Origin of the sequence: Streptomyces sp. NPDC093510 (assembly GCF_040683555.1) — a bacterium.
Classification (GTDB): domain Bacteria; phylum Actinomycetota; class Actinomycetes; order Streptomycetales; family Streptomycetaceae; genus Streptomyces.
Window position 1 is genome coordinate 308,179 of record NZ_JBFBEE010000003.1, and the last position, 21,381, is coordinate 329,559.

At 71.8% G+C, this 21,381-nt stretch carries 15 protein-coding genes; 5 read left to right on the forward strand and 10 right to left on the reverse strand.

Annotated features, from left to right (window positions below; translation table 11 throughout):
* Position 1: 1 nt before the first annotated feature.
* Positions 2 to 1,462: a glycine betaine/L-proline transporter ProP gene (gene proP / locus AB0N81_RS06165; RefSeq protein WP_365356385.1), complete on the reverse strand. Its 1,461-nt coding sequence runs from the start codon at positions 1,460 to 1,462 to the stop codon at positions 2 to 4.
* 512 nt (positions 1,463 to 1,974) lie between these two features.
* On the opposite strand from proP, the gene AB0N81_RS06170 reads away from it, so the two are divergent.
* On the forward strand, positions 1,975 to 3,975 hold the full coding sequence (locus AB0N81_RS06170; RefSeq protein ID WP_365356109.1) for a bifunctional glycosyltransferase 87/phosphatase PAP2 family protein: 2,001 nt from the start codon (positions 1,975 to 1,977) through the stop codon (positions 3,973 to 3,975).
* Positions 3,976 to 3,984: 9 nt separating this feature from the next.
* Here AB0N81_RS06170 and AB0N81_RS06175 read toward each other — a convergent pair whose 3' ends face one another.
* Both AB0N81_RS06175 and AB0N81_RS06180 read right to left on the reverse strand, forming a co-directional pair.
* Complete coding sequence (locus AB0N81_RS06175; RefSeq protein WP_365356110.1) at positions 3,985 to 5,616, reverse strand: hypothetical protein; 1,632 nt, start codon at positions 5,614 to 5,616, stop codon at positions 3,985 to 3,987.
* A 118-nt stretch (positions 5,617 to 5,734) separates the two neighbouring features.
* Positions 5,735 to 6,994: a cytochrome P450 gene (locus tag AB0N81_RS06180; RefSeq protein WP_365356113.1), complete on the reverse strand. Its 1,260-nt coding sequence runs from the start codon at positions 6,992 to 6,994 to the stop codon at positions 5,735 to 5,737.
* A 251-nt stretch (positions 6,995 to 7,245) separates the two neighbouring features.
* On the opposite strand from AB0N81_RS06180, the gene AB0N81_RS06185 reads away from it, so the two are divergent.
* Entirely contained in the window at positions 7,246 to 8,415 is a 1,170-nt protein-coding gene (locus AB0N81_RS06185; RefSeq protein WP_365356114.1) for a steroid 3-ketoacyl-CoA thiolase, read from the forward strand.
* A gap of 164 nt (positions 8,416 to 8,579) precedes the next feature.
* On the opposite strand, the gene AB0N81_RS06190 is transcribed toward AB0N81_RS06185, so the two are convergent.
* The 7 genes from AB0N81_RS06190 to AB0N81_RS06220 form a co-directional block, all read right to left on the reverse strand.
* The gene (locus AB0N81_RS06190; protein WP_365356116.1) at positions 8,580 to 9,035 is read right to left on the reverse strand and encodes a transglycosylase SLT domain-containing protein; all 456 of its coding nucleotides are present in this window, start codon (positions 9,033 to 9,035) and stop codon (positions 8,580 to 8,582) included.
* A 346-nt stretch (positions 9,036 to 9,381) separates the two neighbouring features.
* Positions 9,382 to 10,203, reverse strand: coding sequence for an ECF transporter S component (locus tag AB0N81_RS06195; protein WP_365356118.1), 822 nt, complete (start codon positions 10,201 to 10,203; stop codon positions 9,382 to 9,384).
* Positions 10,200 to 11,921 carry an ATP-binding cassette domain-containing protein gene (locus tag AB0N81_RS06200; protein WP_365356120.1) on the reverse strand — a complete coding sequence of 574 codons (1,722 nt, stop codon included), beginning with the start codon at positions 11,919 to 11,921 and terminating at the stop codon, positions 10,200 to 10,202. Before AB0N81_RS06200 ends, AB0N81_RS06195 begins: the two co-directional genes overlap by 4 nt.
* Positions 11,918 to 13,099 (reverse strand): energy-coupling factor transporter transmembrane component T, encoded by a 1,182-nt coding sequence (locus tag AB0N81_RS06205; RefSeq protein ID WP_365356386.1) that lies wholly within the window; start codon positions 13,097 to 13,099, stop codon positions 11,918 to 11,920. The genes AB0N81_RS06200 and AB0N81_RS06205 overlap by 4 nt, the downstream gene beginning before the upstream one ends.
* A gap of 88 nt (positions 13,100 to 13,187) precedes the next feature.
* Positions 13,188 to 13,889 (reverse strand): SCO2322 family protein, encoded by a 702-nt coding sequence (locus tag AB0N81_RS06210; RefSeq protein WP_365356121.1) that lies wholly within the window; start codon positions 13,887 to 13,889, stop codon positions 13,188 to 13,190.
* Positions 13,886 to 15,157, reverse strand: a complete 1,272-nt coding sequence (locus AB0N81_RS06215) for a prenyltransferase/squalene oxidase repeat-containing protein (RefSeq protein ID WP_365356123.1) — start codon at positions 15,155 to 15,157, stop codon at positions 13,886 to 13,888. The genes AB0N81_RS06210 and AB0N81_RS06215 overlap by 4 nt, the downstream gene beginning before the upstream one ends.
* Positions 15,158 to 15,464: 307 nt before the next feature.
* Positions 15,465 to 16,559 carry an MBL fold metallo-hydrolase gene (locus AB0N81_RS06220; RefSeq protein ID WP_365356125.1) on the reverse strand — a complete coding sequence of 365 codons (1,095 nt, stop codon included), beginning with the start codon at positions 16,557 to 16,559 and terminating at the stop codon, positions 15,465 to 15,467.
* 176 nt (positions 16,560 to 16,735) lie between these two features.
* Here AB0N81_RS06220 and AB0N81_RS06225 point away from each other — a divergent pair, with 176 nt between their 5' ends.
* The 3 genes from AB0N81_RS06225 to lanKC all read left to right on the forward strand — a co-directional run bounded on the left by AB0N81_RS06225 (position 16,736) and on the right by lanKC (position 21,348).
* Complete coding sequence (locus tag AB0N81_RS06225) at positions 16,736 to 18,202, forward strand: aldehyde dehydrogenase (protein ID WP_365356126.1); 1,467 nt, start codon at positions 16,736 to 16,738, stop codon at positions 18,200 to 18,202.
* Positions 18,202 to 18,435, forward strand: a complete 234-nt coding sequence (locus tag AB0N81_RS06230; RefSeq protein WP_365356128.1) for a ferredoxin — start codon at positions 18,202 to 18,204, stop codon at positions 18,433 to 18,435. Before AB0N81_RS06225 ends, AB0N81_RS06230 begins: the two co-directional genes overlap by 1 nt.
* A 219-nt stretch (positions 18,436 to 18,654) precedes the next feature.
* Entirely contained in the window at positions 18,655 to 21,348 is a 2,694-nt protein-coding gene (gene lanKC, locus AB0N81_RS06235; RefSeq protein ID WP_365356130.1) for a class III lanthionine synthetase LanKC, read from the forward strand.
* Positions 21,349 to 21,381: the final 33 nt, after the last annotated feature.

Consider the following 21,381-nt stretch of genomic DNA (forward strand, 5'->3'; position numbering starts at 1 on the left):
CCTAGGAGTCGGAGGAGTCGGAGGAGTCGGAGGAGTCGGAGGAGTCGGAGGAGCCGGAGCCCGTCGCTCTGAGCGTCCTCGCCTCGTCCTCCGTCTCCACCGCCGGCGGCGAACCCGGCAGGGGGCGGCGGGCCGATTCCGTCAGGTACCAGACGGCGATTCCGCCCACCACGGCCGCCGCCATCATGTAGTACGCGGGCATCATCTTGTCGCCCGTCGCGCCGATCAGGGCCGTCACGACGAGGGGGGTCGTGCCGCCGAAGACGGAGACGGAGATGTTGAAGCCGATGGAGAGGGAGCCGTAGCGGACCTTCGTCGGGAAGAGGGCGGGGAGGGTCGACGGCATGGAGGCCGTGAAGCAGACCAGGAGCATGCCGAGCGCGCCGAGGCCGAGGCCGATCGCCCACAGGGAGCCCTCGCGGATCAGGAGCAGGGCGGGGACGGAGAGCAGGAGGAAGCCCGCGCAGCCCGCGGCGATCACCGGGCGGCGGCCGACGCGGTCCGTGAGCGCCCCCATGAACGGCTGGGTGCACATCATCAGCGCCATGACGGCGAGGATCATCAGGAGGCCGTGCGTCTCGTCGTACTCGAGCTCGCTCGTCAGGTAGCTCGGCATGTACGACAGCAGCATGTAGTCCGTGACGTTGAAGACGAGGACCAGGCCCATGCAGAGGAGGAGGGCCTTCCACTGGCCGGTGACCATGTCGCGCAGGCGTACCTTCGCGCGGGCCTGCTCGTCCTTGTGGGCCTTCTCCAGTTCCGCGGCGAAGGCCGGGGTCTCCTCCAGCTTCATGCGGAGGTAGAGGCCGATCAGGCCCATCGGGCCCGCGATCAGGAACGGGATGCGCCAGCCCCAGGAGAGCAGGTCGTCCGAGGAGAGCAGCGCGGTCATCAGGGTGACCAGGCCCGCGCCGCCGATGTAGCCCGCCAGCGTGCCGAACTCCAGCCAGCTGCCGAGGAAGCCGCGCTTCTTGTCGGGGGCGTACTCGGCGATGAACGTGGAGGCACCCGCGTACTCGCCGCCCGTGGAGAAGCCCTGCACCAGGCGGGCCGCGAGGAGCAGCACCGGCGCCCAGACGCCGATCGACGCGTAGGAGGGGATCAAGCCGATCGCGAAGGTGCCCGCCGCCATCATGATCATGGTGAGCGCGAGGACCTTCTGGCGGCCGACGCGGTCGCCCAGCGGGCCGAAGACCATGCCGCCGAGCGGCCGGATCAGGAAGGCCGCGGCGAAGGCGCCGAAGGTGGAGAGCAGCTGGGCCGTCGGGTTGCCCGAGGGGAAGAAGACCTTGCCGAGGGTGACCGCGATGTAGCTGTAGACACCGAAGTCGAACCACTCCATCGCGTTGCCGAGGGCGGCCGCCTTCACCGCCCGCTTGACCATCGCGGGGTCGGTGACGGTGACGGCGACGGGGCCGTCCTGGGCCGCTTCTCTCCGGGGCCCGGCCTGCTGTCCGGGCATGTGTCCCTGCGAGGACTCCGGCTCGCGTAGGGCGACGGGGGTGGCGCTCGCCAAGGGTTCGCTCGCCTGCTTTCGGTCGACGACAAGGACGAGGCCGCACCCGGTGACCGGGGTGGCCCGAAAAGCGACCATAGGTGCAAGGGGCATCATTACGTTGGGTGCCCGGACGGCCGCGCAGCGCACGGAAACGGCTCCTGTCCAGGTCAAACGGCTTTTCGTCCGGTAGGGGAGACTAGGTCTCTATGTGATCTATGTCGCCGCTCCGGGGTGCAACCGCGGCACAACCGCACGTCGGAGGCCGGTTTCCTGCCGCGGTCCCGGGCATCGCGCGGGCGCGAGGCCCGAAAAGCCGATAGAAAGCGATGTGGCCGCCAGGTGAAAAGGTGGTTGCGTGCGTCTCACATGAAGGGCGTGGACTCTTCGTCTGAAAGGCGTGGATTCTTCGTCCACCATCCGGCCCTGTCACGAACAGGGCCGCAGACATGACGAGCGGGACGGAGGGCCGACGGGGCGTGGCGAACGTTGAGCACAGGGGACCGGGAGACGCCCTGGGGGCAGGGCCGGCCGGCGGACCCGAGTCGAGGACCGGAGCGGCCCGCGTCGTCCTCTGGCTGATCGCCGCCGTCCTCGCCGTCCGGCAGGTCACCGACGTCCTGCGCACCCCCGAGGGCGAGCGGCTGACCGATCTGGAGACCTGGATCGGGCCGGAGGGCGTCCTGCACGTCAAGGGCTCCTTCTACGACGCCGACAAGTTCACCGGCACGCCGTTCGCCGGCCTCGTCCTCAAGCCGCTCACACGCTCGGGCGAACAGGCCCTCGGCTGGGCCTGGACCTTCGGCACGCTCGGCCTCGTCGTCGCGCTCGGCCTGGTCGCCGCCCGCGCCCTGCCGCAGCCGGTCACCCGGCGCACCTCGCTGCTCGCGGCCCCCGTGGCGATCAGCCTGCTCATCCTCTCGCTGCCGGTCCGCAACACCCTGCACCTCGGCCAGACCAGCATCCTCCCCGTGCTGCTCGTCCTGCTCGGCCTGTTCGCGGTCCGCGGGGAGCGGGGCAGCGGCGTCCTGATCGGCATCGGCGCGGCCCTCCAGCCGACCATGCTGCTCTTCGCCGCGCTGCTCTGGTTCACCGGCCGCAAGCGGGCCGCCGTGTCCACCGGCGCGGGCTTCGCCGCCTGCACCGCGCTCGCCTGGGCCGCGATGCCGCGCGATTCGTCGACGTACTGGTTCCATCACCTCGGGGGCGCGGGCCTGGGGGCGAACCCGGACGGCAACGCCAACCAGTCGCTGCACGGCATGCTGCTCCGCTTCGGCGCCGAAGGGCCGCTGGAGATCGGGCTCTTCCTGGCCCTGAGCGCCGCCGTCGTCCTGCTCGGCCTGCGCCGCGCCGTGTACTACGCGAAGGACGGGCAGCTCCTGCTGGCCGTCGCGATCACCGGCTGCGTCGCGGTCGCGGTGTCGCCGACGACCTGGCAGCACCAGCTCCTGTGGGTGCTCTTCGCGGTGGTCGGCAGGGTCGGCAGGCGCCAGTCGGACCGCTACATGTGGCCGGTGGCCGTCGTCCTCGTGTCGACGCTGCCCGCCAAGATGATGCTGCCGAACATGCCGGTCACCGAGCCGATCAGGGACAACGTCGTACTGATCGCGGCGCTCGCCGCGGCCGTCGTCGTGCCGTTCCTGTCCCGGACGCACCCGCAGTACCGGAGTCCCATCCCCACGGACTACGCCGCGCCCGTCCCGGCCCGCTGGAAGTGGGTGCCGCTCGTCCCGTTCTGGCGGCGCGTCCTGACCCGGCCGAACCTCCTGCTCGAACTGCTCCTGATCCGCGTCGGCTACTCCGCGTACCAGCAGGTCAGGCTCGCGGCGACGGGCGGCACGATCTCCGGGGGCCGGGCGAACGCCGAACACCACGGCGAGCAGGTCCACGCGATCGAGCGGTTCCTGCACATCGACGTCGAGCACTGGTTCAACCACCTCACGGCGCGGACCGGCTGGCTCGAGGACTTCTTCAACTTCTACTACACGTCGTTCCACTTCGTGGTGCCGCTGACCGTCCTCGGCGTCCTGTACGCCCGCAGGCCCGGCGACTACCGCTGGGCGCGCTCCGCGCTCGGCTTCGCCACGGTCCTCGCGCTCATCGGCTTCTGGGCCTACCCGCTCGCCCCGCCGCGCCTGATGCCCGAGCTCGGCTTCGTCGACACGGTGCACGGCGTGCAGGACTTCACCCAGCCCGACTACGGCACGCTGACCGCGCTCACCAACCAGTACGCGGCGATGCCCTCGCTGCACTTCGGCTGGTCGCTGTGGTGCGGTCTGGTCATAGCGATCATCGCCCCCAGGTGGTGGATGAAGGCGCTCGGCCTGCTGCACCCGTTCTTCACCATCTGCGCGATCGTGGGCACCGGCAACCACTGGGTGCTCGACGCGGCGGGCGGCGCGGCCGTCGTGGGCGCGGGCTTCGGCCTCACCTATCTGCTGTCCGGGCCCCGGTCCGGCAGCCGCGCAGGACGCCCGTGAGGGAGCCGGTCACCGGCACGTCGAAGGACCACTCCGCGAAGGACCGTACCCCGAGCTGATCTCGTAGGTGCCCGGCGCGGGCACCGAGAGGCGCGTGAACTCGCCCTGCCGCCGCAGGCACGCCCCCTCCGCCCGCAGCCACGGCGAGTACACGAGGCGGACCGTCACCGAGCCCCGCTCGGGCACCCGCACCACCACGTTCGAGCCGGTGGAGCGGACGACGGCCGCAGGCTCCGACACCAGCGGCACCGGGTCCTTCACCCGGAAGATCTGCCAGTGCGCGTCCTTCCACACCGGCTTCAGCCACTTGGGCCCGCTGGCCACCAGCGCCGCCTCGTCCTCGGCGAAGCCGTCCGGCTTGCCTGCGGGCAGCACCACGTACCCCACGGCCCACTTGTCGAGCCACTCGCGGTAGCTGGCCGCCGAGAACGTCCCGTCGTAGAAGAGGCGGCCGCGTTCGATGTCGAGCTGGCGGTTCCAGCCGCGCGCCATGTTCACGTAGGGGGCCAGTGCGGTGGCCTCGCGGTGGTTGCGGGTCGGGACGACCTCGACGCGGGTGCGGTTGGCCTCCAGGCGCTCCAGCTCCCGCACCACGCCGTGGGTGTCGACCGCCCACTTCGGCACCTTCGTGGACACCCTGAGGTCGTCGAGGGTCTTCTGCGTCACCCAGGCCGAGGAGAGCACGAGCGCCACCACCAGCGTGATCCGCCGGGCCCGGGTCAGGCCGGGGGCGAGCAGCGCGGCGAGCAGCACGGCGGGGCCGACGAGCTCCGCGAGCCGCTCGACGTTGGTGCCGATGGGGGAGGGGATGAGATACGTGAGGACGGTGCCGACCGCGTAGACGCCGGCGCCCCACCGCAGCACCCGCCATTCGCGCGGCCCCGCCACGATGAGGGCCAGGCTGAACAGGACGGGCGGGAAGATCCGGTCGAAGGGCATCAGGTGCTCGCCGGTGAACGGGAAGAGCACCGTGGTCGCCGCGACGACCAGGAACGGCGGCAGGATCAGCGCGGCGGAGCGCACCCAGTCGCGTACGAAGAAGTAGCCGGCGCCCGCCACGACGAGGAAGAGGCCCGCGACCGGGGACCCCATCGTGGCGAGGGCCGCGCACGCCACCGCGACGACCGTGTGCCGCCGCCCCACCAGGGCCAGACAGGCCGCGAGGCCGAAGGCGAGGCCGAGCGCGAACGTCGTACGCCCGGACGCGACGTTGCACCACACCGCCAGCGAGGCGAGCACCGCGGGCCACAGGGGTCTGCGGATGCCGGTGCGCTCGATCAGGAGGGCGACCAGCCAGGCGCCCGCGACACCGGACACCGCGGTCACGGTCTTCACGCCGAGCGCGGCCATCAGATAGGGCGAGATCAGGCTGTAGTTGGCGGTGTGCATGCCGCCGTACCAGAAGAGGTTGTACGCGGCCGTGCCGTGCTCGGAGGCGAACCGCGCCCACGCCTCCTGCGCCGCGAGGTCGCCGCCGCCCGTCGCGAGGAACGCCACCCACACGGCGTACAGGGGAAGGGTGGGGACGGTGGCCAGGAGCGGGACGCGGTAGCGCTGGAGGAACGGCCGGAGGGGAGTGTTCCGGCCGGTGGACGCAGTGCCGGACGGGGCGAGCGAGACGTCGGCAGAGACCACGGTCACCGTTTCCGTTCGTGTCCTGGGAAGGCAAGGTTCACTTCTCAAGACGCTTCATGCAACGGAAACGTTGGTTCCGTAAATGTAATTGACCTGATAGGTCGCCTTATGGCGCTCTATCGGCTCAGGTGCGAGTGCCGCGGCCCGTGCTGACCCGGAGCTCCTTGACGCCGTTGAGCCAGGCGGAGCGGAGCCTGCGCGGATCGCCGGTCAGACGCAGGCCGGGCATGGCCTCGGCGATCGCGTTGAAGATGAGGTTGATCTCCAGGACGGCGAGGGACTTGCCGAGGCAGAAGTGCGGGCCGCCGCCGCCGAAGCCGAGGTGCGGATTCGGGTCGCGGCTGATGTCGAACTTCTCCGGCGATTCGAACACGTCGGGGTCGTTGTTGGCCGAGGAGTAGAAGATGCCGACCCGGTCGCCCTTCTTGATGCGCGCGCCGCCGAGCTCCGTGTCCTGGGTGGCCGTGCGCTGGAAGGAGACCACCGGGGTCGCCCAGCGCACGATCTCCTCCGCCGTCGTGTCGGGGCGCTCGCGCTTGTAGAGCTCCCACTGGTCCGGGTGGGTGAGGAAGGCGTGCATGCCGTGGGTGATGGCGTTGCGGGTGGTCTCGTTGCCGGCCACCGCCAGCAGGATCACGAAGAAGCCGAACTCGTCGGAGGAGAGGTTGCCCTCGTCCTCGGCGGCCACCAGTTGGCTGACGATGTCCTTGGCGGGGCACTCCTTGCGGGCCGCGGCGAGGTTCATCGCGTACGCGACGATCTCCATGGCCGCCTCGGCGCCGATCTCCTCGGTGATGGCGTACTCCGGATCGTCGTACGCCGCCATCTTGTTGGACCAGTCGAAGATCTTGGAGCGGTCCGCCTGGGGTACGCCGATCAGCTCGGCGATGGCTTGCAGGGGAAGCTCGGAGGCCACGTTCGTCACGAAGTCGAAGGAGCCGTCGTCGCCCGCGGTCGCGAGCGCCGTCTCCACGATGGAGCCGGCGCGGGCGCGCAGCGCGTCCTCCAGCGACCGGATGGCGCGGGGTGTGAAGCCGCGCTGCACGATCTGCCGGACCCGGGTGTGCTCGGGCGGGTCCATGTTGATCATGATCAGCTTCTGGACCTCGATCCGGTCCCGGTCCATCGACTCGTTGAAGCGGATGATCGCGGTGTTGACGTTGGTGGAGAACAGCTCCGGGTGGGTGGAGACGTACTTGACGTCCTCGTGCCGTGTGACGGCCCAGTAGCCCGCGTCGTCGTAGCCGGAGATGCGGTATGGCTGCGTCACCCAGTGCACCGGTTCCGTCTGCCGCAGCTGTGCGAACTCCGGCAGGGGTATGCGTTCTTGGATCAGGTCGGGGTCGGTGAAGTCGAACCCGTCGGGCAGCGCTGGACAGGGCATCGGCAACTCCAGGCGTGAGCTGGGTTCTGACGGTCCATCAGAAGGCTTGTCGGGCAAGGTAATAACGGGTTCTACAAGTGGCAAGGCCCAGAGCGGGCCCGATTGCGCGCGGATCCGGGCAAGGTGCGTGCAGGACCCTTGCGGTACGGGGGCCGCGCTCAGCAGACTGCACAGCGGAACTAGAACGCGTACTAGTTCCACTCGCGAGCCGCCGGGACGGCTCGCGGGACGTGGAGAGGGAGGACGAGCCCATGGCCGCGGAACCCGTCATCGTCGAAGCAGTACGCACGCCCATCGGCAAGCGCTCAGGCGCGCTCGCCAATCTCCACCCCGCCTACCTGCTCGGTGAGACCTACCGCGAACTCCTCGGCCGCACCGGCATCCACGCCGACTGCGTCGAGCAGATCGTCGGCGGCACGGTGACGCACGCCGGGGAGCAGTCCATGAACCCGGCGCGCACGGCCTGGCTCACCATGGGCCTGCCCTACGAGACCGCGGCCACCACCGTGGACTGCCAGTGCGGCTCCTCGCAGCAGGCGAGCCACATGGTCGCCAACATGGTCGCGGCCGGCGTCATCGACGTCGGCATCAGCTGCGGCGTCGAGGCGATGTCGCGGGTGCCGCTCGGCTCCGGGTCCAAGCACGGTCCGGGCAAGCCCTTCCCCGACGAGTGGAACGTCGACCTGCCCAACCAGTTCGAGGCAGCCGAGCGTATCGCGCGGAAACGGGGGCTGACCCGCGAGAACGTGGACTCGCTCGGGCTCATCTCGCAGGAGCGGGCGGCCGTCGCCTGGGCCGAGGAACGCTTCAAACGCGAGACGTTCGCCGTGCAGGTGCCCACCACGGAGGAGGAGCAGGCCGCCGGGCAGGGCATGTGGCGGCTCGTCGACCGCGACGAAGGGCTGCGCGACACCACCATGGAGGGTCTCGGCCGCCTCAAGCCGGTCATGCCGACCGCCGTGCACACCGCGGGCAACTCCTCGCAGATATCGGACGGCGCGGCCGCCCTCATGTGGGCGTCCAAGCGGATGGCGCGGGCCCTGAAGCTGAAGCCGAGGGCGCGCATCGTCGCGCAGGCGCTCGTCGGCGCCGACCCGCACTTCCACCTGGACGGGCCCATTGACGCGACGCGCGCGGTGCTCGGTAAGGCGGGGATGTCCCTGAAGGACATCGACATCGTCGAGATCAACGAGGCGTTCGCCTCAGTGGTGTTGAGCTGGGCGCAGGTCTTCGGCCAGGACCTGGAGAAGGTCAACGTGAACGGCGGCGCGATCGCGCTCGGCCACCCGGTGGGGGCGACGGGCGCGCGGCTCATCACCACGGCCCTCCACGAACTGGAGCGCAGGGACAAGGAGTTCGCCCTGATCTCCATGTGTGCGGGCGGGGCGGTGGCCACGGGCACGATCATTCAGCGGCTGTAGAGACACGAATCGCCGGACAGTCATAGCCTGTCCGGCGATTGAGGACGAACTCGGCGGAGCCGGTGATTCGGCGGTGCTCAGTGGAGCCGGTGATTCGGCGGCGCTCAGTGGAGCCGGTGATTCGGCGGCGCTCAGTGGGACCGTTCAGGTGCCTGTCGCGACGCTCAGTACCAGCCGTTCGCCTGCCAGTGGCTCCACGCGCCGGTCGGGCTGCCGTAGCGCTCGTTCATGTACTTGAGGCCCCACTCGATCTGGGTCTCGGGGTTGGTCTTCCAGTCGGAGCCCGCGGAGGACATCTTCGAGCCGGGCAGGGCCTGGACCAGGCCGTAGGCGCCGGACGAGGAGTTCGTCGCGCTCGGGTTCCAGCCGCTCTCGTGCGAGACGATCTTGTCGAACGCGGCGAACTGCGCCGGGTCCGGGATCATCTTCTTCGCGATCGCCTTGGCGGACGAGGGGGCGGCGGCGGGAGCGGCGGCCGGGGCGGCGGCCTTCGCGGTGGTCGGGGTGGCTGCCTGGGCCGGGGCCGCGGCGAAGACCATGCCGGAAGCGGCGGCGGCGACGAGGCCGCCGGTGATGGCCTTCTTCGGGGAAGCGATGCGGCGGATGAGCGAGGCGGGCACAGAGGACCTTCCGGTGGGGAACGGGGCGGTCGCGGCGCACGCTGTGGCACTCGGGGAGTGTGGGGGGCATGCGGCGGCGCCGAGGCCGTGGGGGGCTGTCGGCGCCTTGCGACTCATCCAGAGAAACAGGCTCGCCGGCTCGCCGCAATGCCCCTGTTTACTAGTGGAAGCCGCATCCGCGCCGAATGTCCATCATGTGACGTGGCTCTCAATGCCCAGGTCAGCGCGGGGATTGATGCATGTACATCAAGCATCTTCGGCTACGGGCCTCTTTCGTAGAGGACCAAGGTCCTGTGGGCCGCCTCACTCAGGAAAGCCCCCGATGTGACGGAGCGCAGCGGCTCCCTCACGTCTTCGGGGCCTCGAATGTGACCGGCGCCTCGAACGCGGCCCGGCGCGTGGCCCGCCGCAGCGCCTTCAGCACGGCAGGACCGAGCGTGAGGCTCAGCAGCACGGTGACCACGGCCCGCGGCAGGTCCCAGCCGAGCGAGGTCGCCAGGCAGTACGCGACGAAACGGCCGAGGTTGTCCAGGAGGGGATCGCCCGGCACGAAGGAGACACCGGTGGCCGAACCGGCGAGATAGGTCCAGCCCTGCAGATTCATCACCGTGCCGTACAGGACGGAGGACGCCGCCCCGTACACCGCGAGCAGCCACAGCTCACGGCGACCGCGCAGGGTGTCGGGCCCCGGCAGCAGCCCGGCGCCCATGCAGACCCAGCCCATCGACAGCATCTGGAACGGCATCCACGGCCCGACACCACCGGTCAGCAGCGCCGACGCGAACATCGACACCGCACCGAGCACGAACCCGAAGCCCGGCCCGAGCACCCGCCCGCTCAGCACCATCAGGAAGAACATCGGCTCGATGCCCGCCGTCCCCGCGCCCAGCGGCCGCAGCGCCGCACCGGCCGCGGCCAGCACACCCAGCATCGCGATGGCCTTCGCGTCCAGACCGGCGTCCGCGATGGTCGCCACCACCACGGCGATGAGGAGCGGAAGCAACGCCGCGAACAGCCAGGGCGCGTCCTGCGCGTGATCGCTGAGCCCCGAATCGCCGTCCGCGAGCAGCGGCCACCCGAACGCGACCACGCCGACGGCGCTGACCAGTGCGAGCGCGGCGACAGAGCGGCGCCCCAGGCGGATGGGGCGGACCCCCGAGGCCGTCACGAGAGGTCCTCCCCGCCCGTGCCGAGAGCCCGGCGCACCTGCGCCACCGTCAGCCACTCCTGCGGCGCGAGGATCTTCGTGACCTGCGGCGCGAAGGACGGCGACGACACCACGATCTGCTCGGTCGGGCCGTCCGCGACGACCTCGCCGTCCGCGAGGATCACCACGCGGTGGGCGATCTCGGCGGCCAGTTCCACGTCGTGCGTGGCCAGCACGATCGCGTGCCCTTCGGCCGCGAGCCCCCGCAGAATCCCGACCAGCCGCGCCTTGGCCGCGTAGTCGAGACCGCGGGTCGGCTCGTCCAGGAGGAGCAGGGGCGGGCGCGTGGCCAGGACGATGGAGAGGGCGAGCGCCAGGCGCTGCCCCTCGGAGAGGTCCCGGGGGTGCGTGTCGTCCGCGATGCCGGGCAGCAGCTCGCTCACCAGGGCGCGGCACGACCCCGGCGCCGCGCCCGCGTCACGGTCGGCGGCCGCGCACTCGGCGGCCACGGTGTCCGCGTACAGCAGGTCGCGCGGCTCCTGGGGGACCAGGCCGACGTGCCGGATCAGGTGGCGCGGGGCCGTGCGGTGGGGGACGGCGCCGCCGACGCGGACGGTGCCCGATGTGGGTTCGAGCAGGCCGACCAGGGTGGACAGGAGCGTGGACTTCCCGGCGCCGTTGCGGCCCATGAGGGCGACGGTCTCGCCGGGCGTGACGGTCAGGTCGACGCGGCGCAGCGCCTCGACGCGGCCGCGGCGCACGGCGAGGCGCTCGACGACGGCGACCGGCGCCTCGTCCTGGTTAGGGCCCTTCGCCTGCGACCCATGTCCTTTGGGAGTGCGGTCCTTGCGCAGCCGGGTCCACCGGCCGGGCGTCCGACCCGCCGACGGTCCGGCCGGTGCCTCCTCGCGCCGCGGCCCGGCGCCCGCGAGCCGCTCCCGGAGCGCGCCCGCCATGCGCCGCGCGTCCCGCACGGTCAGCGGCAGCGGTGACCAGCCCGCGAGGCGGCCGAGCGCGACCACCGGGGGAAAGACGGGGGAGCGGGCCATCAGAGCGGCCGGGTCGCCCAGCACCGGCGGCTCGCCCGGCGCGCCGAGCAGCAGCACCTGGTCCGCGTACTGCACGACCCGCTCCAAGCGGTGTTCGGCCATCAGGACCGTGGTGCCCAGGTCGTGGACGAGCCGCTGCAGTACGGCGAGGACCTCCTCGGCGGCGGCCGGGTCGAGCGCGGACGTCGGCTCGTCGAGGACGAGGACCCGCGGGTGCGGGGTGAGGACCGAGCCGATGGCGACGCGCTGCCGCTGGCCGCCCGACAGGGTCGCGATGGGGCGGTCGCGCAGGTCGGCGAGGCCGAGCAGGTCCAGGGTCTCCTCGACGCGGCGGCGCATCACGTCCGGGGCGAGGCCCAGCGACTCCATGCCGTACGCCAGCTCGTCCTCGACGGTGTCCGTCACGAAGTGCGCGAGGGGGTCCTGGCCGACCGTGCCGACGACGTCGGCGAGTTCGCGCGGCTTGTGCGTGCGGGTGTCGCGGCCCGCCACCGTGACGCGGCCGCGCAGGGTGCCGCCCGTGAAGTGCGGCACGAGCCCGCTCACGGTGCCGAGCAGCGTCGACTTGCCGACCCCGGACGGGCCGACGAGGAGCACGAGCTCGCCCTCGGGGACGGTGATATCGACCCCCTGGACGGTGGGCCCCGCGCTCCCCTCGTACGTCACGGAGACGTCCTCGAAACAGATCATGACGTCTCCTTCTGGTCCTTCACGTTCTTCTGGGGCCGCCGGTCCCGCTGGGAGGACTCGGCGGGGACCGGCGCCACGAACGCCGGCAGCAGGCCGATCAGCACCGCCGCGGCGGGCCACAGCGGCAGCGTCGGCGCGACCAGCGGCACGACCCCCGGGTGCAGCGCGGCCGGGTCGCTCACCGCGGCCCGGATGACCAGCCCCGCCACCGCGATCCCCGACCCGGCGACCAGCCAGGCGCGCGTGCCCCACGGATCGGGCCGGTAGCGGGTGCGCACCGAACGGCGGCCGCCGAGCCGCAGCCCCGCGAGTGCGGCGAGCAGGCCGACGAGGAGGAAGGCCAGGCCGTACGAGGCGCCTGCCGCGGTCAGCAGTCCGTACGTCCCCACGCAGACGCCCACCAGGCCGCCGAGCGTCAGCACGGCCGTCGCCCTGCGCACCCCGGCGGGCACGGGGACGGTGCGGCCGAAGCCGCGCGCGTCCATGGCGGCGGCCAGCGCGACCGACCGCTCCAGCGCGTCCTCCAGGACGGGCAGCCCCACCTGCAGCAGCCCGCGCATTCCCTTGTCGGGGCGGCCCCGCAGCCGCCGGGCGGCCCGCAGCCGCTGTACGTCGATGATGAGGTTCGGCGCGAACGTCATCGCCACGACGACGGCGACCCCCACCTCGTACAGCGCGCCCGGCAGCGACTTCAGCAGCCGGGCCGGGCTGGCGAGGGCGTTCGCGGCGCCGACACAGATCAGCAGGCCGGCCAGCCTGATCCCGTCGTAGAGCGCGAAGGTCAGGCCCTCGGCCGTGACGCGGCCACCGATCCGCACGCCCCTCGCCCAGTCGGGCAGCGGCACCTCGGGCAGCGTGACGACGGTGTGCGTGCCGGGGATCGGCGAGCCGAGCACGATCGCGAAGACCAGCCGGATCACGATGACCGCGAGCCCCAGCTTCACGAACGCGCCGTACGACTTCGCCCACGGCGCCGACGTCCGCCGCGCCGCCACCACATAGCCGGCGACCCCGATCAGCATCCCGAGCAGCAGCGGATTCGTCGTGCGGGACGCCGCGGTGCCGAGGCCGATGGCCCACACCCACCAGGCGCCCGGATGCAGGGCGTTGCTCCGGTGCGCCTCGGGGGCGAGGCGGCGCCGGAGGGGTCCGGACGCGCTGCTGCCGTGCTCGGTCATGGTGCTGTCCGTGTCCGTGTGCGGGTCCGTGTCCGTGTCCGTGTGCGGGTCCGTGTGCGGGTCCGTGTCGATGGACGGGCCGGCGGCGTCAGCCGCGACGACGCCTGGCCTGCCAGATCGCGGCACCGCCGAGCACCGCGATCGCGGCGATCCCGGCGACGATGCCGAGGGAGGGCCCGCCGTCGGAGCCGGAGCCGGAACCGGAGCCGGAACCGGAGCCGGAGCCGGAGCCGGAGTCGGCGTCGTTAGCGGGCTGCGACTCGGTGGCCCGGTCTCCGCCGACCTGCTCGCCGCAGCCCGACTTCGGGTAGCCGTCGATGGCGCAGAGCAGCGCCTTCGTGTCGTAGCGCAGCGGCTTGGCGACAGAGGCGAGGGCGTCCGCGCTGGTGGCGTCGGAGTCGACCCGCGCGCAGGCCGTGCGGGGCGCGGGCGGCCGCTCGCCCTCGGGGGCGTCCTTCGGCAGGCCGAAGTCGATGACGAGGCCGACCCGCTTGCGGCCGTCCTCGGCGGGTGTGCTCGCGCAGATCTCCTTGAAGCCGGCGGAGCCGCGCGGCCGCGCCGAGTCCTTCGAGTCGTCGGAGACGGAGAAGCGGAACCCCTGCACGTCGCCGTCCTCGGGGCGCGCGGTGCCGGGCCCCTGGCTGGCGTACGTCCACCGGTCGCCGTCCCGCTCCCAGAACGACCAGTAGCGGTAGCCGGCGGCCTGGGCGGGCGCGGCGGCGAGGACGCCCAGCAGGACGGCGAGGAGGACGCCGACCGCGGAGCCGCGCCGCACACGGCCCCGCGTCACGGCTGCTGCTTCTTGCGGTTGCCGCTGTACAGGAAGCCGATGCCGATGCCGGCGACCATGCCGACGCCGATGATCCACCAGACGCTGACGCCGCCGTCGTCGTCGGTCTTCTCCTCGTCCGCGTCCGCCTTGGCGGAGGAGTCCGCGTCCTGCGGGGCCGGGCCCTGCGCGTTCAGCTGCTTGACGAGGTCGGCGCCGCCGAAGTCGCGCGGGTCCAGACCGGCCGCGTGCGCGGCGAAGATCAGCTTGGAGTACGCGGCCGGGCCGGACTGCTTCGCCCAGTCCGCGGAGTTCTCCGCGAGCCACTCGGCGGACTTCTCGGCCCGCTCGCCCTGTCCCGCGGCGGCGAGGGCGAGCACGGAGTCTGCGGTGGTGCCGAAGTCCGGCTGGTCCGTGGAACCCGGCATCGACGACATCAGGTGGTCGTCGGTCTTGCCGAGGGTGTCGAGCAGATAGCCGACGCCGTTGCTCGCGGCCTGCGTGGCGGTGTCCGGCTTCGCGCACTTGGGCGCGGTGTCCTCGGACTTCTTGGGCGCGGTGACGACGAGGCCCTTGCCGAGGCTGCCGAGCACCCCGGCGGCGGTGGCGTAGGCGTTCGGCGCGAGCTTGCCGGACTTGGCGTCGGCGAGGCCGAAGGCGCCGCCGTCCTTGCCGCAGTCCATGGCGAGCTTCGGCAGCGCGTCGTAGGCGGACTTGCCGTCCTGCGACTTCATGTCGGCGGGGTTGCGGCCCGCGGCGGCGAGCGCGCCGACCACGATGCCGGTGGAGTTCGCGTCGGAGGGCAGCCCCGGGTTGTTGCCCCAGCCGCCGTCCTTGTTCTGCACGGACTTCAGCCAGTCGACGCCCTTCTTGACCGTGGCGTCCTCGTGGCCGAGCGCGGCGAGGGCCTGTACGGCGGCGGCGGTGGAGTTGCTGTCGACCGCGGTCTTGGAGTCGCACGGCTCGGTCGCGTCCGCGCGGTACGCCGCGAAGCCGCCACTGGCGCACTGCTGCCCGGTCAGCCAGTCCACGGCCTTCGTGGCGGGCCGCACGCCTTCGGTGTGCTGGGCGAGCAGGGCGTACGACTGGCGGAAGACGCCGTCGAACTTGGGGTCGCTCTTGCCGTAGAGGCCCGAGGGGAGCGCGGTCGAGGGCGACGGCTTGGCTTCCCCTAGCTCTCGGCTTCGCTCGACCTGGGGGAGGCCCCTATCCGCGAAGGCGGCTGGTGCTGCCACCGAGCTGAACACGGCGACGGCGGCCAGGACCGCGGCGCTGCGGCGAACGTTCATGATGCGGCGGGTTGCCTCTCCCTGCGGGGAGCGGGGCGGCACGGCGCGTGCGAGCACGGCTACCGGGCGGCTCCGGCTCCGTATACCTCGACGGTGCCGCTCATCGGGGGTCCCGATGAAGCGAGCCGGTCACGTCCCGCTGGGCATTCCGGCTCACCACGTTCCGTGGTTGACGGATTGGGGCCTCCCCCGCTCGAGCGAAGCCGAGAGCTCGGGGAAGGGTCAGCGCCGGATTCGCACCGGCTTCCCCCTGCTGGACGTGAGGACGACGCGCCCACTCTACCGGCCGGTCGGCGCGCGCCCCGGGTCACACCGCCACGAACGTGACCGGATCGCTCCCCTGCACGGCCTCCGCGCGGCCCAGCTTCACCAGGCGCCGCACATGCGCCTCGGCCTCCGAGACGGCGATGTTGCGCGAGCCGTAGGGGATCTCCGCCCAGGGGCGGTTCCACTCCATGCGCGCGGCGATCTGCCAGGGGGTGAGGGGCTCGGCGAGCAGGGCGAGGAGTCCGGTCAGGCGTTCCTCGTGGTGGGCCAGGAGCTCGCGGACGCGGGCGGGGGCGTCGGTGAACGTGTGCTGGTGGGCGGGGAGGATCTCGGCCGGGGCGAGGCGGCCGACGCGTTCCAGGGAGTCCAGGTAGTCGCCGAGGGGGTCTCCGCTGCTCGATCGAAGCCGAGAGCTTGGGGAAGGGTCGGTCGCGGTCTCGGCGTCCGGGTCCTCGTACAGGCCGATGTGCGGGGTGATGCCGGGCAGCAGGTGGTCGCCCGAGAAGAGGCGGCCGTTGCCGGGCAGGCCCGTGGGGTGGTCCTCCTCCAGGTGCAGGCAGACGTGGCCCGGCGTGTGGCCCGGGGTCCAGATGGCGCGGAGCCTGCGTCCCGGCAGGGCGAGCAGTTCGCCGGGGGCGATGCCGCGGTCGGGGAGGGCGGGCGCGAGGCCGGGGAGCTTGCGGGGACGGCCCTCGTCCCGGGCGCGGATCAGCGGGGCGACGTGGTCGGCGGGGGCGCCGGCGGCCGTGAGCTTGTCGACCAGGTACGCGTACCAGCGGTCCGGGGGGTTCGAGCGGGTGCGGTGGACCACGGACGCGTCGGCCTCGTGCATGGCGATCCACGCCCCGGAGACGTCCCGGACCTTCTGGGAGAGGCCGTGGTGGTCGGGGTGGTGGTGGGTGATGACGACGCCGTGCACGTCCTCGACCGCGACGCCGCACGCGTCGAGCCCGGCGACGAGGGTGTCCCAGGACGTCGGGTCGTCCCAGCCGGTGTCGATGAGGACGGGGCCCGCGTCGGTGTCCAGGAGGTGGACGAGGGTGAAGCCGAGGGGGTTGTCGGGGATCGGGACCTTGATGCTCCAGACGCCGCCGCCGTGCTCGGTCACCGGCGGGTCTGTCACCTGCGGGGTCATGAGGGCCTCGTCTCTCGTCGCCGGATGCCGTCACTATAACTAGAACTAGTTTCAATGGTCGCCCAAGTCGACTGACCCGGGGGCGAGTTGCCCCTTCCCTCCGTGGGCTCGGCCAACTAGAACTGGTACCAGTTCTGAAACGGCGTCAGAAACCGTCCCGCAGGAGGCAGTCAGCCATGACCGAGCTCGTGGAACACGGACAGCTGTTCATCGGCGGGGAGTTGGTGGACCCGCTCGGCAAGGGCGTCATCGACGTCGTCTCCCCGCACACCGGCGAGGTCTTCGCCCGCGTGCCGCACGCGGCACCCGCCGACGTCGACCGCGCCGTCGCCGCCGCCCGCAGGGCCTTCGAGCACGGGCCCTGGCCGCGGATGACCCTGGACGAGCGCATCGAGGTCATCACCAGGATCAAGGACGGTTTCGCGGTACGCCACGAGGAGATCGCCCGCGTCATCAGCTCCGAGAACGGCACCCCGTACACATCCAGCGTGATGGTGCAGGCCCTCGCCGCGATGATGGTGTGGGACGCGGCGATCACCGTCGCCCGCGACTTCCGGTACGAGGAGGCGCGCGACGGAGTCCTCGGCAAGATCCTCGTCCGGCGCGAGCCGATGGGCGTCGTCGCGGCCGTAGTGCCCTGGAACGTCCCGCAGTTCACCGCCGCCGCCAAACTGGCGCCCGCACTCCTCGCCGGCTGCCCGGTGATCCTCAAGACCTCCCCGGAGGCGCCCCTCGACGCCTACATCCTCGCCGAGCTGGCCGCCGAGGCCGGCCTGCCCGAAGGCGTGCTCTCGATCATCTCCGCGGACCGCGAGGTGAGCGAGTACCTCGTCGGGCACCCCGACGTCGACAAGGTGTCCTTCACCGGGTCCGTCGCCGCGGGCAAGCGCGTCATGGAGGTCGCGGCCCGCAATCTGACGCGCGTGACGCTGGAGCTCGGCGGCAAGTCGGCCGCCGTCGTCCTGCCGGACGCCGACGCGGCGAGCGCGGTCGCGGGCATCACCCCGTTCGCCTGGATGATCAACGGCCAGGCGTGTGTGGCCCAGACCCGCATCCTCGTGCCGCGCACCCGCTACGACGAGTTCGCCGAGGCCTTCGCCGCCGCCGCCTCCGCCTTCAAGATCGGCGACCCCCTCGACCCCGCCACCGAACTCGGCCCGCTCGTCGCCCGGCGGCAGCAGCAGCGGTCCCTCGACTACATCCGCATCGGCCAGGAGGAGGGCGCCAAGATCCTCGCGGGCGGCGGCCGCCCGCCCGGCCTCGACCAGGGCTGGTACGTCGAACCGACGCTGTTCGGCGGCGTCGACAACTCGATGCGCATCGCCCGCGAGGAGATCTTCGGGCCCGTCATCTGCCTGCTGCCGTACGGCGAGGAGAGCGAGGCGGTGAAGATCGCCAACGACTCCGACTACGGGCTCAGCGGCAGCGTCTGGACCGCCGACGTCGAGCACGGCATCGAGATCGCGCGCCGGGTGCGCACGGGAACGTACTCCGTGAACACCTTCAGCCTCGACATGCTCGGCCCCTTCGGCGGCTACAAGAACTCCGGCCTCGGGCGCGAGTTCGGCCCCGAGGGGTACGGCGAGTACTTCGAGCACAAGATGATCCACCTCCCCGCCGGATATGAGGGGAGTGGCGCCTGATGGGCGACCGCTGGCACGTCGAGGTCGACCGGTCGGTCTGCATCGGCTCCGGGATGTGCGTGCTCACCGCGCCCGGCGGCTTCGAGCTGGACACCGCCCGCCAGTCACACCCCACCGCGCCCGAGACCGACGCCAACGAAAAGGTCCTGGAGGCCGCGGAGGGCTGCCCGGTCGAGGCGATCACCATCGCGCTGGCGGACGGCGGGGAGACCGTGTTCCCGCCGGAGGAGTGACAACCCGGAGATCTCAACAGGAATACACCCGCGCCCCGTTGACCCCACGGCGGCGCGGGTGTCGCCATTTGTCCTGCCGACGGATATTCTGTGCTCTCGAACATGAGCGAACGTGACTTTACGCATGCGTTCCGCACGGTGATCTGATGACACTCGTGACTGTTCTGTCTCCCGGCGTCCTGGAAATGTCACTGCCACGCCGAGCAGTGAGGGGACACCATGGACAAGCGGTACGAGGTCTACTGCCTGGCCGACAGGTACTTCTACGAGACCCCGGACCGACTGTCGTCCAAAGGCAATTCGAGCGCCCCGGAGTACCCGGTGGCCGCCCGCCCCGTCCCCGCCGGCTGGCGCTCGGGCCGCATAGGTGACTGGCTCTCCCTCGTCCCGGTGGACGACGCCGGAGCCGCCCTCCCCGCGCCCCAGCAGGGCTGGAAGGTCCACGTCTCCGCCACGCTGGAGAACGCGGACCGCGTCGCGTCGACGGTGTGGGACTACTGCGTGGCCCGCGGCATACCCTTCAAGTTCGTGCCGGCCAAGCACCTCCTGCACCTGCGCAACAGCAAGTACGCGGGACGCGACCACAGCGGCAAGGCCGTCACCGTCTACCCGGCCGACGAGACGCAACTCCAGCGCATACTCGAAGAGCTGGGCGACCTCCTCGACGGCACCGACGGCCCCTACATCCTCACCGACCTGCGCTGGCGGCAGGGCCCGCTGTACGTCCGGTACGGCGCGTTCACCCGCCGCATGTGCGACGACGGCAAAGGCACGATGGTCCCCGCCATCGAGGACGGCGAGGGACAGCTCGTACCCGACCCGCGCGACCCCGCCTTCAAGGTCCCCGCCTGGGTGACGCTGCCCTCCTTCCTCGAACCGCAGCTCGCGGCCCGCAACACCACGACCGTCACCGACCTGCCGTACCGCATCGAGAAGGCCCTGCACTTCTCCAACGGCGGCGGCGTCTACGCAGGCACCGACACCCGCGACGGCAGCAAGGTCGTCCTCAAGGAGGGCCGCCCGCACGCCGGACTCGCCTCCGACGGCGCCGACGCCGTGGCCCGGCTCGAACGCGAGAAGGACGCCCTGGAGAAGCTCTCCGGACTCGGCGTCGCCCCCGAGGTGCGCGACTGGTTCATCCTCGACGGCCACCGCTTCCTCGTCATGGACTTCCTCGAAGGGTCCACCCTCAACTCGTTCTTCGCCCACCGGCACCCGCTGTGCACCAGCGAGCCCGACGACACCGCCATCGCCGACTACACGGCCTGGGCGCTGCGCATGCACCGCGCCGTCGAAGAGGCGGTCACCGCCGTGCACGAGCGGGGCGTCGTCTTCAACGACCTGCACCTCTTCAACATCATGGTCGCGCCCGACGAACAGTCCGTGTCGCTCCTCGACTTCGAGGCGGCCGCCGCCGTGGGCGACCCGGGCCGCCAGATCGTCGCGCACCCCGGTTTCCTCGCCCCGCCCGACCGCACCGGCACCGACATCGACCGCTACGCCCTCGCCTGCCTGCGGCTCGCACTCTTCCTGCCGATCACCTCGCTGCTCTCCATCGACCGCGGCAAGGCGGCCCACTTCGCCCAGGTGATCGCGTCCGAATTCCCCGACGTGCCCAAGGAGTTCCTCGCCGAAGCGGTGACGGAGATCGAGCGGGCGCCGGCCCGCGCAGCGGGAGATGCACAGGCCCCGGCGGGGGGCGTCCAGAAGGGGGAACGGGCCGGCGCCACCAGCCGCAAGACGGCGGCCGCCCCCCTGGTCGACCCCGCCGACTGGCCGCACAGCCGCGACTCCATGGTCGAGGCCATCCTCGCCTCGGCCACCCCGGACCGCGACGACCGGCTCTTCCCCGGCGACATCGCCCAGTTCGCCGACGGCGGCGGCCTCGGCATCGCGCACGGCGCGGCCGGCGTGCTGCTCGCCCTCGCCGAATCCGGCGCCGAACGCTACGAAGAGGGCGAGAGATGGCTCCTGAAGCACACCGGGCCCGCCCCGACCGGCACCCCCCTCGGCCTGCACGACGGTCTCGCCGGCATCGCCCACGTACTCGACAGGCTCGGCCACCGCACCCGCGCCCTCGACCTCGTCGACGGCATCCTCCGGGAGAACTGGCAACGGCTCCCCTCCGACCTGTACGGCGGCCTCGCAGGAGTCGGCCTCGCCTTCGACGCCCTCGCGCAGAGCACCGGTGAGAGCACCCTCGCCCGGCACGCGGAGCAGGCGGCCGAAATCCTCGGCGAACGCCTCACCGCCCAAGCCGCCGAAGACGCAGAACCCGTCCCGAAGAACGGGCGGCGACGCGCCGGACTGCTCCGCGGCGCCACCGGCCCCGCCCTCCTCTTCCTGCGCCTGTACGAGCGGAGCAAGGACCCCGCGCACCTCGACCTGGCGGCCCGCGCCCTGCGCGCGGACCTCGCCCAGTGCGTCACCCAGGAGCGGGACGGCAGCCTCGCCGTGAACGAGGGCTGGCGCACCATGCCCTACCTCGGAGACGGCAGCGTCGGCATCGGCATGGTCATCGACGACTACCTCGCGCACCGGGACGACGCCGCGTTCGAGGCGGTACGGCCGGGCATCCTGGCCGCCGCACGCTCGCGCTTCTGCGTGCAGCCCGGACTGTTCCAGGGAAGGGCCGGACTGCTGCTGCACGTCAACCGCAGCACCACACCCGGCATCACACCCGAGGACGTCGCCGCGCAGATCGAGGCACTCGGCTGGTTCACCATGGCGTACGCCGGTCACCTCGCCTTCCCCGGACACCAGATGCTGCGCCTGTCCATGGACCTCCACACCGGGACGGCGGGCTGCCTTCTCGCCCTCGCCGGCGCCCTCGGTGACGGCACGGCGCACGTCCCCTTCCTGCCGCCCCTGCGGCAGCCCAAGAGCCGGTCCCGTGACACAGCGGGGTCGTGACACAACCAGCACGGAAAAGAGCACATCCCCCGA

Coding starts and splice junctions, on each gene's coding strand:
- lanKC (WP_365356130.1), top strand. CDS start 18,655: ATGGACAAGCGGTACGAGGTCTACTGCCTGGCCGACAGGTACTTCTAC.
- AB0N81_RS06205 (WP_365356386.1), bottom strand. CDS start 13,099: ATGACCGAGCACGGCAGCAGCGCGTCCGGACCCCTCCGGCGCCGCCTC.
- AB0N81_RS06230 (WP_365356128.1), top strand. CDS start 18,202: ATGGGCGACCGCTGGCACGTCGAGGTCGACCGGTCGGTCTGCATCGGC.
- AB0N81_RS06215 (WP_365356123.1), bottom strand. CDS start 15,157: ATGAACGTTCGCCGCAGCGCCGCGGTCCTGGCCGCCGTCGCCGTGTTC.
- AB0N81_RS06180 (WP_365356113.1), bottom strand. CDS start 6,994: ATGCCCTGTCCAGCGCTGCCCGACGGGTTCGACTTCACCGACCCCGAC.
- proP (WP_365356385.1), bottom strand. CDS start 1,462: ATGCCCGGACAGCAGGCCGGGCCCCGGAGAGAAGCGGCCCAGGACGGC.
- AB0N81_RS06185 (WP_365356114.1), top strand. CDS start 7,246: ATGGCCGCGGAACCCGTCATCGTCGAAGCAGTACGCACGCCCATCGGC.
- AB0N81_RS06220 (WP_365356125.1), bottom strand. CDS start 16,559: ATGACCCCGCAGGTGACAGACCCGCCGGTGACCGAGCACGGCGGCGGC.
- AB0N81_RS06225 (WP_365356126.1), top strand. CDS start 16,736: ATGACCGAGCTCGTGGAACACGGACAGCTGTTCATCGGCGGGGAGTTG.
- AB0N81_RS06200 (WP_365356120.1), bottom strand. CDS start 11,921: ATGATCTGTTTCGAGGACGTCTCCGTGACGTACGAGGGGAGCGCGGGG.